The organism is Rhizobium sp. 268 (assembly GCF_036571585.1).
GTDB lineage: Bacteria > Pseudomonadota > Alphaproteobacteria > Rhizobiales > Rhizobiaceae > Rhizobium > Rhizobium redzepovicii.
The window spans coordinates 272,168-286,311 of record NZ_JAPPSO010000004.1; the positions used below are offsets into that span (position 1 = coordinate 272,168).

The following is a 14,144-nucleotide window of genomic DNA, read 5'->3' on the forward strand; positions in this document are numbered from 1 at the left end:
TAGGGGACGTGCTCCCAGCGGGAGCAAGGCAGCGCGGCAATCCCCCGCCTAGCGCACATCCATCCCTACCCCAGCAACCCCGCAAGCCAGCGCGCATCGAGATGCTTCTCCAGGTCACTCGCGATTTCATCCAGCGCCCGCTCGACGCTCTCGCGGTAATTCCTCTGCTCCCCCGAGAGCCCAAAGCTTTGAAGCAGCAGGGCGCGATAGGCGTCGCTGCCGAAGAGCCCGTGCAGATAGGTGCCCATGATCCGGCCATCGGCCGAAAGCGCCCCGTCGGGTGCGCCGTCGATAATCGCCGAAGGCCGGTCGCAATCCGGGCCGTGGGTGATGCCGAGGTGGATCTGGTAGCCGGCAAGCGGCACGTCGTATTCAGTCGAGCGGGCATGGCTGTTGCGCACGGTTTTTTCAGGCGCCATCTCGGTCTCGACGTCGAGCAGCGCAAGCCCCGGCGTCTCGAGTGTCCCGCCCTCGAGACCGAGCGGATCGTGCACCGTGCGTCCGAGCATCTGGTAGCCGCCGCAAATGCCGATCACTCGGCCGCCGCGTCTGACATGCATATGGAGATCGCGGTCCCAGCCTTCAGCCCTGAAATCGGCGAGATCCGATATCGTCGCTTTCGAGCCGGGAAGAATGACGAGGCTCGCATCGGCAGGCAGCCGTTCGCCCGATCGCACGAAGACCAGTTCGACGTCCGCCTCGGCCCGCAGCGGGTCGAGATCGTCGAAATTGGCGATGCGCGGCAGCACCGGCACGGCGATCTTCAGCGCCCCGGCCCTGCCCTTCGCCAGCCGTTCGAGCACGACCGAATCTTCGGCCGGCAGGCGCGCCGCACCCGGCAGCCACGGCACGACGCCGAAACACGGCCAGCCGGTAAAGCCTTCGATAGCGCAGATGCCGTCGTCGAACAGCGAGATGTCGCCGCGGAACTTGTTGATGATATAGCCCGCGATCATCGCCCGGTCCCCGTGATCGAGAATCGCATGCGTGCCGACCAACGAGGCGATGACGCCGCCGCGGTCGATATCGCCGACGAGCACGACAGGCACGCCGGCCCGGGTCGCAAAACCCATATTGGCGATATCGCCGGCCCTGAGATTGATCTCGGCCGGCGATCCGGCACCCTCGACGATGACGAGATCGGCGCCCGCAGCGACTTTTTCGAAGCTTTCGAGCACTGCGCCGAGCAGCTGCGGCTTCAGCCGCTGATAATCCCGCCCTTTCGCCTGTCCGAACACCCTGCCCTGCACGATGATCTGACTGCCATTCTCCGATTGCGGCTTGAGCAGCACCGGGTTCATGTGCACCGAGGACTGCGTGCGCGCCGCCAGCGATTGCAGCCACTGCGCCCGGCCGATTTCGCCGCCGTCATCGGCAACCGCCGCATTGTTCGACATGTTCTGCGGCTTGAATGGCCGGACGGCAAGCCCGCGATTGGCCGCCAGCCGGCAAAGGCCGGCGACCAGCACCGTCTTGCCGACATCCGAGCCGGTTCCCTGCAGCATGATCGCTCTTGCCATACTGGCCGCCTTTCGCTGAGGCGAGGCCTACAATGGGCGACGATCCCGGGTCAAGGCGTGCCCTCGGTCAAGACGTGTTCTGAGTCAGGACTTGACCCTGCTCAAGCGTCCCGCAGAAACGCGAAAACCGCGCATGGCCTTGGCTCTGCGCGGTTTGCCGAAAACTCAGGCGTCTTCGCCCCTACACGGCGAAGCTCGCTTTCCCCGGTACGCACTACCTGAACCGGGGAAGCGGCGGTCATTGCCGCCACGACCCAACTGATAACGGCACATTCTTACCGGAGAGTTATTGAAGCCTTACGCAAATGTTAATTTTGACTTTTTTTGACTTTCTCGCCGAAATTTCTGCCGAAGCCCCACCGGCGATCGCCAAGGGCGTGCAAACTGCTTAAAGGCGCCATTTTCGGGATATTGAGATAAATTCATCGAATTCAATCATTTAGTCCCGCAACCATCAGCAGAAGACGGTTGATTTCTGCGAGCGAACGCGTAGGCTTCCCAAAAACGCCATTTTCGAGCCATGACCTGCGATAAGCTGCCGGAGCCGCAAGGACGAAGGCGCCCATGAAGCGGAAAACGTTTGTCGCGGGATCGCGGCATTTCCTTTTGGGCGCCGGAGAAACTTGTCGCTGATTTCCGCCCCCGGCTGCGCATCGGTAGATGTCTCCCAGCATCCTTAGCGCGTCTGAAAAGACGCGGCGCTGTAAAGAAGAATTCGGGGAATGACGATGAAGACGATTCTGATTCCAGCCGTCTTTGCCGCGGCTCTTTCTACCGTTGCGCCGGCCGAAGCCGCAGAGTGCGGCAAGGTTTCGATCGCCGAGATGAAATGGGCCTCAGCCGGTATTGCGGCGAATTTCGACAAGATCATCCTGGAAAAGGGCTACGGCTGCTCGGTCACCATCGTCGACGGCGACACGCTGCCGACCTTCGCCTCGATGAACGAGAAAGGCACTCCGGACATCGCCTCTGAATATTGGATCAATTCCGTCAGAGCCTTGCTTGATCAGGCCGTCAACGCCGGACGGCTGGTGCAGGGAGCCGAGATCCTGGCCGACGGTGCGGTCGAGGGCTGGTGGATCCCGAAATTCATTGCCGACGCCAATCCCGACATCCGGTCGGTCGAAGATGCGCTGAAACATCCCGAACTGTTCCCCGCCGAGGACGATGTGTCGAAGGGCGCGGTCTACAATTGTCCCGCCGACTGGAGCTGCCAGATATCGACCACCAACCTGTTCAAGGCGCTTGCCGCGGACAAGAAGAGCTTCGAACTCGTCGAAACCGGCAGCCCCGAACGGCTCGATGCCTCGATTGCTCGCGCCTTCGAAAACAAGGTCGGCTGGCTCGGATACTATTGGGCGCCAACGGCCGTCCTCGGTAAATACGACATGACGCGGCTGAGCTTCGGCGTCGGCCACAACAAGACAGAGTGGGACCGCTGCACGGCGGTTGCCGGCTGCTTGAGGCCGGAAGTCAATTCCTACCCGGTCTCGCGCGCCTTCACCTTGATGACCAGGTCTTTTGCCAGCCGCTCCGGACCTGTCACCACCTATCTCAAAACCCGCAAATGGGACAATCAGACGATCAACCAGGTTCTCGCCTGGCAAGACGAAAACCACGAAAGCAACGAGGATGCCGCCATCCATTTCCTTCGCAATTACGAGGGTCTGTGGATGAAATGGGTTCCGGCCGATGTAGCCGAGAAGGTCAAGGCGAGCTTATAACGGCAGGAGACGATCAACGACCGGACGATTCGACATGAATGGCAATGTTCCCTTTCCCGACCGCGATACCGTTGCGGAAAAGCTCGCCGCGCTGTCGGAAACGGATAAGTCATATCTGACGCTGCTCATGGAAAATGTCGCTCAGGACGACAACCTGCTTGACGGCCTGCGCCGCCATCTCGATCTCGCCGCCGGTTCGCGTTTTCTAAACTCGCTGAAGCTCGAAAATCTCGGCCTGTGGCTCGGAACTCAAGCACCGGATCGGCTGCAGATCCGGCTGATGGAAACCGCCCGCTCCAGCCAGCATCCGGCCTACCAAGCCTTCCGGACCGGTCTTGACCGATCCGGCGGCCTGGAAAAGGCTTATCCCCCGGTCAACTCTTGATCCGGCCCGGTCAACATTTGATCCGGTTCCCGGGCAGGACTTGATCGGCCGATTCCCGCAGGAATCGAACGGCCGTTATTTCTTCGCAGCGCGGTCAACCGAGCGGCCGGCGTCCTGCGTGGCGTTCACGGTGTTTGCGGTATCTTTTCCTATGCCGCGGATCGTGTTGCCGCAGGAGGAGAGCGCCAGAAGAACCATCAAGGCTGCGGCGATTTTGGCCGTTGTCGTCATTTCGAATATCCTTGTTTGAAATCAACCCCGAACGGGACTTATGCCGTTCGCGCCGATAACGCACAAGGGGACAAAAGGTTCAACGCTGGAAAGAGATCGTCAGGCAGCAACCGCCTTCGCTCTCTCGGCAAAGGCGCCACGAATGCTGTCGGCTACCGTCTCGATCGGCCCTGATACTTGCGAGGCGGTCAGCAGGCGGATATCGAAAGCGCCGAGTTCCGGCAGGCCTTCCTGCGGGCCCAGGATCGCCATGTCTTCATTGACATAGGATAGCGGCAGCGGCGCAATGGCCAGATCGGAGAGCACGGCGGCGCGTTGTGCCATGGTGTGGCCGCTGAGATAGGCGACGCGATAGTGCCGTTTATTGCGTTCGAGTTGGGAGAGCGCCTCCTGGCGCCAGATGCAGCCGTCCTCCCAGATCGAGATCGGCAGTGGATCGCGGCGATGCGCCGAACCGCACCTGGCGCCGGCCCAGACCAGCCGCTCGCGGAACACCACCTCGCCACCTGTCGGGAACGGCCGCGTCGCACAGTTGATCAAGGCCAGGTCGAGCCGCTGCTCCTCCATGCGCTTTTTCAGCCCAATGCTCATGTCAATCGTCACATCGACCATGATGCCGGGATAACTTTCAGCGAAACTCTTCAGGATGCTCGGGAGCAGCCGCTCACCGATATCCTCCGGCGCGCCGAGCCTGACGACACCGCTGAGCTCCGGCATGATGAAGCGCGACACCGCCTCGTTCGACAGTGCCAGGATGTTGCGGGCGTAAGACAGCAGCATCTCGCCGTGGCGCGTCAGCGATACCGAGCGCGCGTCACGCAAAAACAGTGTTGCGCCCAGCTGTTCCTCGAGCTTCTTGATCTGCATCGACACCGCCGAAGGCGTACGGAAGACCGCCTCAGCGGCAGTCGAAAAATTGCCTGTCTCGGCGATGGCCACGAAGGTTCGCAGTACATCGTTGTCAAGCAAAGGAATGGGACGGCGAAAGGGAAGGCTCATCGTCGCATCTTTCAATTTTTCTGATTTATAACCCCATATCATTTTGTTTGATTGAATGTCAATCGGCACTCATATTCTGGGTATCGGAGGCTAAAGCAAGCAAAGGAGGCCGAACATGGCACAATCAAGCACATGGAATATCGTACAGGCTCTTTCCGCATTCAAGTCGCGCCGGCGCAGAGATGCGAACCACGAGCATGCGTTGCGGGAATTGAAGCGATTTCCGTCGCACCTGATGGCCGATTGTCAGCGTGAAATGGAGCCGCCGCTTGTGAACAGGGCCGCTCGGCCGAAGCGGGCGCTGAGGATCGTAGAATCACCGAGCCGCGCATAAGGCGCGCCGCCAGCGCCGCTTTTTTCAGACGCGCAGAGCTTGCAATTTGTCGCAGGTTCTGACTTGGTCTGCGCACGGGTCTGCTGAACAGGAACCGCAAGGACGGCTCGCCAATTCGTCACCGTGCGTAAAGCCGACCGTTGAGTCGTCTACATCCCGCCGAGCAGCTTGAAGGCGATGATCCACATGGTGAAAGCGACGACTGTTTCCACCATCCGCCAGGACGACGGTTTCGAGAAAATCGGCCGCAGCCATGTCGCGCCATATCCGAGAGAGAAGAAGAACAGGAAGGAACCCGTTACCGCTCCCGCGGCAAACGAAGCCTGCTGTTCGGGGTAACGCGTCGAGATCGTGCCGAGCAGCACGACCGTATCGAGATAGACGTGCGGATTCAGCCAGGTGAGCGCGAGGCAGGTTGCGAGCGTCTGGCGAAAGCTTGAAGTCTTGGCTTCTGCCGCCGAGAGGGTAGCGGATGACCGAAAGGCGGAATAGAGGCTTTTCGTGCCATACCAGGCGAGAAACGCCGCCCCTCCATAACGCATGACCGGATCGAGCCAAGGCATGAACCGGGCGATCTGCTGCAGGCTGGTCACGCCGAGCACGATCAGCACGGCATCTGAGAGCGCGCAGGCGAGACAGACGGCGAAAACATGTTCATTGCGCAGACCCTGGCGCAGGATGAAAGCGTTCTGCGCACCGATTGCGACAATCAAGCTGAGGCCCATCATCAGGCCGGTGGCATAGATCGAAAAATTCATTGCTTCGGCGAACACCCTCACTTCGGTAACGGTGGGCTATCGCCATTCCGCGAATTAGACTAATTAATCCAACTTATCCCAATTAAGAAAAACTAATCCATGCTCGATTATCCCGCCCTGCGCGCGGTCGCAAGCGTTGTCCAGACCGGCAGCTTTGAACGCGCCGCGACCATCCTCAACGTCACGCCATCGGCGATTTCGCAGCGCGTGAAGCAACTCGAAGAGCGTCTTGGCACCGTGCTCATCGTCAGAGGCACGCCCTGCACGGCAACGGAAAAAGGAGAATGGCTCTGTCGTCACATGGAGAATGTCGGCATGTTGGAGGCCGAACTCCTCGGGCAGTTGCCGGCGCTCTTTGATCCCGACGAGCCGCGCCAGCGGGTCACCCTTCAGATCGCCACCAATGCCGATAGTCTCGGAACGTGGTTCGTCGAGGCCATGGCGAATTTCGCGAAGAACGCGTCCTACCTCCTGAACATCGCCGTCGACGACCAGGATCACACCGCCGAATGGCTTGAGCGCGGACGGGTGATCGCCGCCGTCACCAGTCTGGAAAAGCCGATCAGGGGATGCCGTCGCTTCGAACTCGGCATTCTCCGCTATCACGCCACGGCGAGCCCCGATTTCGTTGCGCGCCACTTTCCTGATGGCGTTACCGCCGAGGCGATCCGCAATGCGCCGACGCTGACCTTCAATCAGAAGGACAGGTTGCAGAGCGGCTGGATAAGGCAGACCTTCGGACAGGATCTCGATCACCCCACCCACTGGCTGCCCTCGACGCAAAGCTTCGTCGAGGCCGCCCTTTCGGGTATGGGCTGGGGGATGAACCCGATTCAGCTGACCCGCGAACATTTCGCCTCAGGTCGGCTTGTGGAACTCGTTCCCGGTACACCGCTGGATATTCCACTCTATTGGCAGATCAACCGCCTCGCCGCCGACCGCCTGGCGGAGCTGACGCGCGAAGTCGTCACTGTGGCGAAGCGCCGCCTCTATTGCGATCAAACGTAAGCGGTGCGGCTGCCGAACTCGCTGGTCTCGTCGAAATTCTTCGTGCCGATACGGTCGCTTTCGCCGGCAAGCTCCTGCGGAGCCTCGGCGGCGGGCTTCGATCCGGCAGACGCCTCGGCCTTGCTGCTCTCGGACGCTTCGAGCTTGGCAATCTTGGCTTCCAGCGTCTCGATGGATTTTTCGATTGTGGCTTTCTCTTTCTCGTCCTTTGTCTGCGACAGGGCTGCCTGCTTTTCGGCAAGCTGCGCCTCGAGAGAAGCAAGTTGATTCGATGAACTGGAAGACGAGGTTGAAGCGGCTGAACTCAGAATGGTGGATGCAGAACTGGAAATTGCGCTGACCATAAGCATGACTTTCGATGATGGAATGTCACCTTCTAAGTCACGATTGGTAAATGCCTCATAAATAAAGTACCAAGCAGTACCATTTTTATAACAATAATTGCGTGTCGCTGAATCCGACACCACTTAGAGATCGCGTCCTATGCGATAGTGATGATCTCAAGTTCCTGGCCGCCCGTTTCCACCACGTCGCCGACAGCCCGGCCCATCAGCAACCGCGCCACCGGCGAGACATAGGAAATCGATCCGGCCTTGGGATCGGCCTCATCCTCGCCGACGATCCGATAGGTCTGCACGCGCCCGTCGTCACGGCTGAAGGTCACCGTGCTGCCAAAGGCAACAGTGTCGGTTGACGCAGGATCGGCCATAAGTTGGGCGGTGCGTAGCCTTACCGCGAGGTAGCGCAGGTCGCGCAAGGGACCTGCAGCCTGCCGCCGCCGTTCGTTCACGTCATCGATTGTGCTCGCTGCATCATAAGCCTCGCGAGCTTGCCGGAACTGCCATTCCAGAGCCGTGAGCCCGGCCTCCGTGACCAGGTTCAGATGCGGCGAAACCGGACGATCGGGCAGCAGGGTTTCCGAAGCGGTTTCGAAACTCTCTTCCTTGGTGAAGGCGACAGCCAATTCTATACTCCGTTTTGGGCGCAACGCCCTTTGGTTGACGGGCGAACTGCCCATATTTGAAACCATACATACACCGGCTGCCACCGAACCGCCAATCTCGACCTGGCGGCCGCGGCGCAACGGAAACGTCCTGCGCCGTATGGCGTTTAGACCCTGATGCATCGAGGCTGAGGAGGATCGAATGCCCGACGAGCAGCGTAAAGGGCGAGACGAAGCCTGGAGCCCGGCATGCCTTCGCTCCTGACCGACGCCATGCCGCTGACGCCGAGCTGGTGGGATATCGCCGCGCGCATCATGCTGACGGTGATTGCCGCCGGCCTTATCGGCCTCGATCGCGAGCGCGGCGGCCACGCCGCAGGCTTCAGGACCACGATCCTGGTGGCGCTTGCCGCCTGCATCGCAATGGTCCAGGCGAACCTGCTACTCTCGACCTACGGAAAAACCCTGAGTTTCTTCACGCAGATGGACGTGCTGCGTTTTCCGCTCGGCGTCCTCACAGGCGTTGGCTTTATCGGCGGCGGAGCAATCCTCAGGCGCGGCGACATGATGACCGGCGTCACCACGGCGGCAACCTTGTGGTTCATGACGGTCGTCGGCCTCTGTTTCGGCGGCGGCCAGGTCGTCACCGGCACAGTGGCGACGGTCGTTGCCTTCATCGTGCTGTCGCCACTGAAACGCCTGGACAGTTGGCTGCGCTGCGAACGCAAGGCGACACTCGTCGTCTATGGCTCGAGCTCCAATATTCCCGACCTGTCAGCTGTGCTGGACTCTGTTGAGTGCAGCGCATTGTTCGTTTCGCTGGGACAGGCCGAAGACGGCCGCATCGGCGTGACGTTCGAATTGCGCTGGCTGGCGAAAGATCCGGATGCATCAGCACGCGCAATCCTTTTCGCCGTCTCCGAGACGCACGAGGTCGCGAATTTCTCGATGCATTCGACGACGACGTGAACAGGACGACCCCCGCCATCGCTGCCGCTGTTCTTCGACCTATTTGGAGGCGTGCTCCGGTTTACCCTTTCTTTTGGTGGAGGCGAACTCCTCCAGCTGCTTCTCGCTCATGGATTCCTCCATCTGCTTCGAGGCACCCTTGAGCTCTTTCTTGGGCGTATCGCCGCGCTTGGCCGAGAGTGCGGCACCCGCCGCCTTCTGCTGGGCCTTGGACTTGGCTGGCATATCGATCTCCTTCTCGTTGGGATCAGCAGCCCTTTAAAGCTTCCTCAGTTGGTCTGGCTTGTGCGCGGCGCGTTTTCCCGATTTATCGCTCTCGACGATATATTGCGGCTCCGCCGCCGATGCCTTCACCTGGTGACTTTTGATCTTCGTGGGGCTGGTCTGCTTCTTCACCACCTTGCCTTCGGTCTCTCCCTGGCTGGTATCCCAGCTTACTTCGTCGCCCTTTTTCAATTGTTTGGACATATGTGTTCCCTTGATATGGGGCTGCGGCCGAAGCCGCAGCCGATTGCTCGTCAGTTGATGGTGGCCCACTGGCTGCGGACATCCCTGGCATTCTTCGACAGGTGAACATGTGCGTCGACGTGATCGACCCAATCGATCGGGATCAGGTGGTGTTTGCCGTCTTCCGAGTCGGTCTTCGTCAGCTTGATGCGGGTGGGACCGTCGAGATGATCGACCGTCCCCATATGGGTGCCGTCGGCAGCCCGCACTTCCATATGTTCTCGGATCTGGTCTGCGGAAATCATCGTTTCCTCCTTTGCGTCATTGCTACGAAGCGGCAACGACGTGGAGCGGACATGGTTCCGATGCGTCTTGCCGCAGCCGGAATTATGCTGGCCGGGATCAATCCAGCGACTCAAGAAAACCCGGCAGCGGCGCAATGATCATTCAATATCTCTGATGTTATCCATAAACTCTATTCGTTTGAATGATGGGTTCCCAGAGGCCATATTGGCATCATGGACATGGACGAACCTCCCATCGATGACCATGTCCCTGACCTAAGAAAGGAACCGGAAAATGACCACGCTCACCTATCGCGGTGGCGGCAAGCCCTTCACCTCCGGCGCAGGCCGCTTCGATCTGGCAAATTATGCTCGCAAGCTCGTGCTTGCCTGGACCCGCTGGCGGACCGCCCGTGAAATCGAAGCGATGCCCTTCGACATTCGCAAGGATATTGGCTGGCCGAGCACGGACGACAACAAACACCGGACCATGTAATGAATGCGACATTCCTCTCAAGATGAGGGCGGCGTCTGCATCACGCAACGCCGCCTTTTTCGCGGCCTGACCGCCCATTCCCAGGCCGTTTTCAGGCTTGAATGTCAGTCGCCCGTCAGCCCGATCTTTGTCCCATCCTCAGCCCTCCGGGCGGTTTGACTGACTAGATCGCGACCAATGTCGCATATTTGCTCTTCCCGGCCGCATTTTTCCATGCCAGTGTCGCTTTCAGGACATCGGCGCGACGCATTCCGCGCAACGAATGTATCATCGCCCCTCGAGCATGGATTTCGCTATGAACAGGATGCAGATCAAGAAGCGTTCGCTGGTCTTCTTTATGGTACCGCAATTCACCATGCTGCCCTTTTCGGCGGCCGTGGACACCTTGCGCATCGCCAATCGCATGCTCGGCTACCAGGCCTATACCTGGCGGCTCGCCTCCCTCGACGGGGAGAAGGTCTATTCCTCCTGCGGCATCGGCGTCGAGGCCAATTCCTCGCTCGCCGAAGAGCGCCGCCATCTCGGCGGCGAAAACCGGCCGGGCATGGTGCTTGTCTGTTCCGGCATCGATGTCGAGCAGTTCAACAACAAGTCGGTCAATGCCTGGCTGCGTGAGTGCTACAATCGCGGCGTTGCCGTCGGCAGCCTCTGTACGGGCGCGCATGTGCTGGCCCAGGCCGGCCTTCTGAACGGCAAGCGCTGCGCCATTCACTGGGAAAACCTGCCGGGCTTTTCGGAAGCCTTTCCGCAGGCTGAAGTCTATGCCGATCTCTACGAGATCGACGGCAATCTCTATACCTGCGCCGGCGGCACCGCCTCGCTCGACATGATGCTGAACCTCGTCGGCGAGGATTTCGGCGAAAGCCTCGTCAACCGTATCTGCGAACAGCACCTGACCGACCGCGTGCGCAACCCGCACGACCGCCAGCGCCTGCCGCTGCGCGCCCGCCTCGGCGTGCAGAACGCCAAGGTACTGTCGATCATCGAGCTGATGGAAGGCAATCTGGCCGAGCCGCTGTCGCTGATCGAGATCGCCGATGGTGCCGGCCTCTCCCGCCGCCAGATCGAACGGCTGTTCCGCCAGGAGATGGGCCGCTCGCCGGCCCGCTACTATCTCGAAATCCGCCTCGATCGCGCCCGCCATCTTCTGGTGCAATCCTCGATGCCCGTCGTCGAGGTCGCGGTTGCCTGCGGTTTCGTCTCGGCCTCGCATTTCTCCAAGTGTTATCGCGAACTCTACCATCGCTCGCCGCAGCAGGAGCGCGCCGAGCGCAAGATGACCATGGCGACCGCGCGCCAGCAGGCGGTCGCTGCCTGAGAGTTTGAAAGAGCGCGCCGCCTGACATTAGGGCGGCGCTTCGCCTGAATAGCTTATTGCGCCGCTTCTTCCGTCATCCTGGCGTCGGAATAGACCTGGTTGCGGCCTCTGTGCTTGGCCATATAGAGGAACTGGTCGGCGGCGTTGAGGTAGTTCTCGAAAGTTTCGTAGCCTTCGATTTCGGCAATGCCGATCGAAATCGTGACGCCGAGTTCCTCGTCGTCGGCGGTGACCTTCAGCCGGGAAATGTCCGAGCGGATCTCGTCGCAAAGCTTGGTCGCGGCAAGGGAATCCATCTGTGGGAAAAGGATGGCGAATTCCTCGCCGCCAAGCCGCGAGAGCAGATTGTCGCTGCCGTCGAAGATCGTGAACAGCCTGTTCGCGACAGCCTTCAGCACCTTGTCACCGATCTCGTGGCCGTAGGTATCGTTCAGCCGCTTGAAATGGTCGATATCGAGAATGGCCACGGAACTCGGCACTTTCAGCCGCAGACACTCATTCACCAGCTTCGGGCCGTTGTCGTAGAAATAGCGGCGGTTGTAGAGGCCGGTCAGGTAGTCGCACGCCGCCGCCGCCCTCAGCTGCCGCATCTGCGCCAGCGTTTCCGCATTGTTGGCGATGCGGCACTGCAATTCCTCGGCGACGAAGGGCCGGTAGACGAAATCGCTGGCGCCGGCCTTGAGGAAACTGGCAGACAGCATGCGGTCATTGGAGGCGGAAACACCGATGACGCGCAGCCTGTCCGATCCGAAGCGGTGGCGGATACGCCGCGTCAGCTCGTAGCCGCTCATGTCGGGCATATGGTGGTCGGTGACGACGAGCTCGATATCGCTGTAAGCCTCGAGTGCTGCCAGTGCCTCGAGCCCCGAATTTGCCTCGACGACGAGATATTGCTGCGCCTTCAGCAGGTCGACCAGCACCTGCCGCGCCGAGACGACATCATCGACAACGAGCACCCGCGTCTTGCGGTTGGAGATCGCCCGCCGGACGGTGGCAACCAGATTGTCGAGCGCGAATTCATTGTCCTTCAGCACGTAATCGATGACATTGCGCTCCATGATCCTGTTGCGCGTGTTGAGATCGAATGTCGCGGTGAAGACGATCGCCGGGATATCGTGCTCGATCGTGCAGTCAAGCGCTTCGCCATAGGGCGAATCCGGCAGGTTTAGATCGACGACGGCCATGGTATAGCCGTGACCGTCCTCGGCAAGTTCCTCGCGAAGAGCCTTCAACGACGGGCAGGACTTGACTGCAAGGCCGAGCTCCGTCTGGAACCGATGGCAGAGCACAGCGGAAAACATCCGGGAATCTTCAACCAGAAGTATTTTGAGCCCGCCTGAGCGGAGCCCGATGCCATCTCGCTGAAAATCCGCTTGAAAAGCCACAGCCGCTAATCCCCCATGCGTCCGATGGCCTCGACTCGGCCCTCTCCCCGGCGCGGCGGACGATAACCGAGGGGCCTGCGCGCGTGAAGGGGACAAATGACGGCGTTACTTGTAATTGCAGAAATTCGATGACGGTCTGCGACCATCATCTCCGCCTCGCTGGCGATATCGATACTGGAAGGGCCGTCAGGCAACCGCCCGCTCCCTGCGCATCGACTGGATTTGCAACAGCGTATCGAGGTTCTGGTTGACGCGGCAATAGAACTCCTCGTCGATGAAGGGGCGCAGCATGAAATCATTGCCACCGGCCTTCAGGAAACGCGCGGAAAGCAACCGGTTCGAGGAGGAGGAAACGCCGATGATGCGCAACTCATGCGAGCCGATATTCGAGCGGATGCGCCGCGTCAGCTCGAAGCCGTCGATGTCGGGCATGTTGTAATCGGTGATCATCAGGCCGATATCGCGGTTGGCCTTCAGGATCTCCAATGCCTTGGCGCCGTTCTCGGCGGTGCTGACGCGGAAATTATAGCGTTTCAGCCGGCTCGACAGCAGCGCGCGGGCCGTGGCGCTGTCGTCGACGATCAGCACGTGGTGACGATGATTGGTCAGGAACCGGCAAATCGATTCCGCCAGAAGGTCGACGGCGAAGATATTGTCCTTGAGGATATAGTCGACAATGTCCTTGGCCATCAGCTTGTCGCGCATGCCGTCGTGGAAGGTGCCGGTAAAGACGATGGTCGGGATGGAAAGATCGACCAGATATTCAAGCGCTTCGCCGTTTTCGGCGCCGGGCAGGTTGATGTTCGAGATTGCCAGCGTGATCGGATCGGAAGACTTGTCGTAGGAAAACTGCAGATCCTCGAAGCTGCGGCAGATCTCGACGTCAATGTCGAACAGCTCCTTGAGGCGTTTGCTGATCATCGAGGTGAATACGTTGGAATCTTCCGCGACAATAATACGCGCACCAGCAAACATTTCCCCGGAATATTGCATCCCCGAAATACCTAGAAACGCCATAGCAAACCTTTGATGTAAAATCTGTCCCCGGATCAATTTGGTACATCAATTGATTTGAGTAATTATTAATCGGCGCGTCCGGATGTGAAACGAAGAAGCGGCCTGATAGGGCCACCTCCGACTTCTTGCAGATATGATTAAGAAATCAGCCGCGAAACGGAGGCTGCAGCCTCGAAGGACGGGCCGATCACGCGGGTAAGACGCCACTTACGCGCGCCCATCGGCTGGCAGCGCGCCGCCGAAGCATTTTTAAACAGGGTTACGACCGACCCGCCGACGAGGCTTGCCCATGACCCAATCCGACCCGGTGATCGAATGGCTGATCG

General features: G+C 59.9%; 18 protein-coding genes. 7 read left to right on the plus strand and 11 right to left on the minus strand.

The features are described 5' to 3' along the window. Positions 1-65: 65 nt before the first annotated feature. Positions 66-1,520, minus strand: coding sequence for a cobyric acid synthase (locus OS035_RS10015; RefSeq protein ID WP_310804934.1), 1,455 nt, complete (start codon positions 1,518-1,520; stop codon positions 66-68). A 722-nt stretch (positions 1,521-2,242) separates the two neighbouring features. On the opposite strand from OS035_RS10015, the gene OS035_RS10020 reads away from it, so the two are divergent. Both OS035_RS10020 and OS035_RS10025 read left to right on the plus strand, forming a co-directional pair. Then, a complete protein-coding gene (locus OS035_RS10020) occupies positions 2,243-3,244 on the plus strand; it encodes a glycine betaine ABC transporter substrate-binding protein (RefSeq protein WP_179867119.1) in 1,002 nt (333 codons plus the stop codon). Positions 3,245-3,278: 34 nt separating this feature from the next. After that, a complete protein-coding gene (locus OS035_RS10025; RefSeq protein ID WP_331813641.1) occupies positions 3,279-3,629 on the plus strand; it encodes a hypothetical protein in 351 nt (116 codons plus the stop codon). A 75-nt stretch (positions 3,630-3,704) separates the two neighbouring features. Here OS035_RS10025 and OS035_RS10030 read toward each other — a convergent pair whose 3' ends face one another. Both OS035_RS10030 and OS035_RS10035 read right to left on the minus strand, forming a co-directional pair. Next, positions 3,705-3,860 carry a hypothetical protein gene (locus tag OS035_RS10030; RefSeq protein ID WP_003540537.1) on the minus strand — a complete coding sequence of 52 codons (156 nt, stop codon included), beginning with the start codon at positions 3,858-3,860 and terminating at the stop codon, positions 3,705-3,707. A gap of 99 nt (positions 3,861-3,959) precedes the next feature. Further along, on the minus strand, positions 3,960-4,901 hold the full coding sequence (locus OS035_RS10035) for a LysR family transcriptional regulator (protein WP_172643288.1): 942 nt from the start codon (positions 4,899-4,901) through the stop codon (positions 3,960-3,962). Positions 4,902-4,974: 73 nt separating this feature from the next. On the opposite strand from OS035_RS10035, the gene OS035_RS10040 reads away from it, so the two are divergent. Further along, positions 4,975-5,193 carry a hypothetical protein gene (locus tag OS035_RS10040; RefSeq protein ID WP_097625817.1) on the plus strand — a complete coding sequence of 73 codons (219 nt, stop codon included), beginning with the start codon at positions 4,975-4,977 and terminating at the stop codon, positions 5,191-5,193. A gap of 149 nt (positions 5,194-5,342) precedes the next feature. Here OS035_RS10040 and OS035_RS10045 read toward each other — a convergent pair whose 3' ends face one another. Next, complete coding sequence (locus tag OS035_RS10045) at positions 5,343-5,951, minus strand: LysE/ArgO family amino acid transporter (RefSeq protein WP_097626053.1); 609 nt, start codon at positions 5,949-5,951, stop codon at positions 5,343-5,345. Between the two features lie 99 nt (positions 5,952-6,050). On the opposite strand from OS035_RS10045, the gene OS035_RS10050 reads away from it, so the two are divergent. Then, the gene (locus tag OS035_RS10050) at positions 6,051-6,959 is read left to right on the plus strand and encodes a LysR family transcriptional regulator ArgP (protein ID WP_331813642.1); all 909 of its coding nucleotides are present in this window, start codon (positions 6,051-6,053) and stop codon (positions 6,957-6,959) included. Here the strand turns inward: OS035_RS10050 and OS035_RS10055 are convergent. Beyond that, positions 6,950-7,309, minus strand: coding sequence for a hypothetical protein (locus tag OS035_RS10055; protein WP_097625819.1), 360 nt, complete (start codon positions 7,307-7,309; stop codon positions 6,950-6,952). The genes OS035_RS10050 and OS035_RS10055 overlap by 10 nt on opposite strands. Before the next feature lie 131 nt (positions 7,310-7,440). Further along, positions 7,441-7,923 carry a transcription elongation factor GreA gene (greA, locus tag OS035_RS10060; RefSeq protein ID WP_097625820.1) on the minus strand — a complete coding sequence of 161 codons (483 nt, stop codon included), beginning with the start codon at positions 7,921-7,923 and terminating at the stop codon, positions 7,441-7,443. A gap of 228 nt (positions 7,924-8,151) precedes the next feature. Between greA and OS035_RS10065 the strand changes: the two genes are divergently transcribed. Continuing rightward, complete coding sequence (locus OS035_RS10065; protein WP_097625821.1) at positions 8,152-8,871, plus strand: MgtC/SapB family protein; 720 nt, start codon at positions 8,152-8,154, stop codon at positions 8,869-8,871. A 39-nt stretch (positions 8,872-8,910) separates the two neighbouring features. Here OS035_RS10065 and OS035_RS10070 read toward each other — a convergent pair whose 3' ends face one another. From OS035_RS10070 to OS035_RS10080, 3 genes are read right to left on the minus strand one after another with little or no spacing between them, the layout of a single operon-like run. Beyond that, positions 8,911-9,096 (minus strand): DUF3008 family protein, encoded by a 186-nt coding sequence (locus tag OS035_RS10070; protein WP_097625822.1) that lies wholly within the window; start codon positions 9,094-9,096, stop codon positions 8,911-8,913. Positions 9,097-9,129: 33 nt separating this feature from the next. Continuing rightward, the gene (locus tag OS035_RS10075; RefSeq protein WP_097625823.1) at positions 9,130-9,339 is read right to left on the minus strand and encodes a DUF2945 domain-containing protein; all 210 of its coding nucleotides are present in this window, start codon (positions 9,337-9,339) and stop codon (positions 9,130-9,132) included. Between the two features lie 50 nt (positions 9,340-9,389). Then, positions 9,390-9,623, minus strand: coding sequence for a DUF2171 domain-containing protein (locus OS035_RS10080; protein WP_012557983.1), 234 nt, complete (start codon positions 9,621-9,623; stop codon positions 9,390-9,392). Between the two features lie 274 nt (positions 9,624-9,897). Here OS035_RS10080 and OS035_RS10085 point away from each other — a divergent pair, with 274 nt between their 5' ends. Together OS035_RS10085 and OS035_RS10090 are read left to right on the plus strand one after the other, a co-directional pair. After that, a complete protein-coding gene (locus OS035_RS10085; protein WP_003593933.1) occupies positions 9,898-10,098 on the plus strand; it encodes a hypothetical protein in 201 nt (66 codons plus the stop codon). 295 nt (positions 10,099-10,393) lie between these two features. Next, positions 10,394-11,416 (plus strand): GlxA family transcriptional regulator, encoded by a 1,023-nt coding sequence (locus tag OS035_RS10090; protein WP_003564299.1) that lies wholly within the window; start codon positions 10,394-10,396, stop codon positions 11,414-11,416. Positions 11,417-11,469: 53 nt separating this feature from the next. Here OS035_RS10090 and OS035_RS10095 read toward each other — a convergent pair whose 3' ends face one another. Both OS035_RS10095 and OS035_RS10100 read right to left on the minus strand, forming a co-directional pair. Beyond that, positions 11,470-12,801 carry a diguanylate cyclase gene (locus OS035_RS10095; RefSeq protein ID WP_097625824.1) on the minus strand — a complete coding sequence of 444 codons (1,332 nt, stop codon included), beginning with the start codon at positions 12,799-12,801 and terminating at the stop codon, positions 11,470-11,472. Between the two features lie 186 nt (positions 12,802-12,987). Continuing rightward, on the minus strand, positions 12,988-13,818 hold the full coding sequence (locus OS035_RS10100) for a response regulator (protein WP_003593930.1): 831 nt from the start codon (positions 13,816-13,818) through the stop codon (positions 12,988-12,990). Between the last annotated feature and the right edge of the window lie 326 nt (positions 13,819-14,144).

Excerpts from the sequence above, each read along its gene's own strand:
- OS035_RS10015 (WP_310804934.1), bottom strand. The coding sequence starts at position 1,520 with ATGGCAAGAGCGATCATGCTGCAGGGAACCGGCTCGGATGTCGGCAAG.
- OS035_RS10020 (WP_179867119.1), top strand. The coding sequence starts at position 2,243 with ATGACGATGAAGACGATTCTGATTCCAGCCGTCTTTGCCGCGGCTCTT.
- OS035_RS10025 (WP_331813641.1), top strand. The coding sequence starts at position 3,279 with ATGAATGGCAATGTTCCCTTTCCCGACCGCGATACCGTTGCGGAAAAG.
- OS035_RS10030 (WP_003540537.1), bottom strand. The coding sequence starts at position 3,860 with ATGACGACAACGGCCAAAATCGCCGCAGCCTTGATGGTTCTTCTGGCG.
- OS035_RS10035 (WP_172643288.1), bottom strand. The coding sequence starts at position 4,901 with ATGATATGGGGTTATAAATCAGAAAAATTGAAAGATGCGACGATGAGC.
- OS035_RS10040 (WP_097625817.1), top strand. The coding sequence starts at position 4,975 with ATGGCACAATCAAGCACATGGAATATCGTACAGGCTCTTTCCGCATTC.
- OS035_RS10045 (WP_097626053.1), bottom strand. The coding sequence starts at position 5,951 with ATGAATTTTTCGATCTATGCCACCGGCCTGATGATGGGCCTCAGCTTG.
- OS035_RS10050 (WP_331813642.1), top strand. The coding sequence starts at position 6,051 with ATGCTCGATTATCCCGCCCTGCGCGCGGTCGCAAGCGTTGTCCAGACC.
- OS035_RS10055 (WP_097625819.1), bottom strand. The coding sequence starts at position 7,309 with ATGCTTATGGTCAGCGCAATTTCCAGTTCTGCATCCACCATTCTGAGT.
- OS035_RS10065 (WP_097625821.1), top strand. The coding sequence starts at position 8,152 with ATGCCTTCGCTCCTGACCGACGCCATGCCGCTGACGCCGAGCTGGTGG.
- OS035_RS10070 (WP_097625822.1), bottom strand. The coding sequence starts at position 9,096 with ATGCCAGCCAAGTCCAAGGCCCAGCAGAAGGCGGCGGGTGCCGCACTC.
- OS035_RS10075 (WP_097625823.1), bottom strand. The coding sequence starts at position 9,339 with ATGTCCAAACAATTGAAAAAGGGCGACGAAGTAAGCTGGGATACCAGC.
- OS035_RS10080 (WP_012557983.1), bottom strand. The coding sequence starts at position 9,623 with ATGATTTCCGCAGACCAGATCCGAGAACATATGGAAGTGCGGGCTGCC.
- OS035_RS10085 (WP_003593933.1), top strand. The coding sequence starts at position 9,898 with ATGACCACGCTCACCTATCGCGGTGGCGGCAAGCCCTTCACCTCCGGC.
- OS035_RS10090 (WP_003564299.1), top strand. The coding sequence starts at position 10,394 with ATGAACAGGATGCAGATCAAGAAGCGTTCGCTGGTCTTCTTTATGGTA.
- OS035_RS10100 (WP_003593930.1), bottom strand. The coding sequence starts at position 13,818 with ATGGCGTTTCTAGGTATTTCGGGGATGCAATATTCCGGGGAAATGTTT.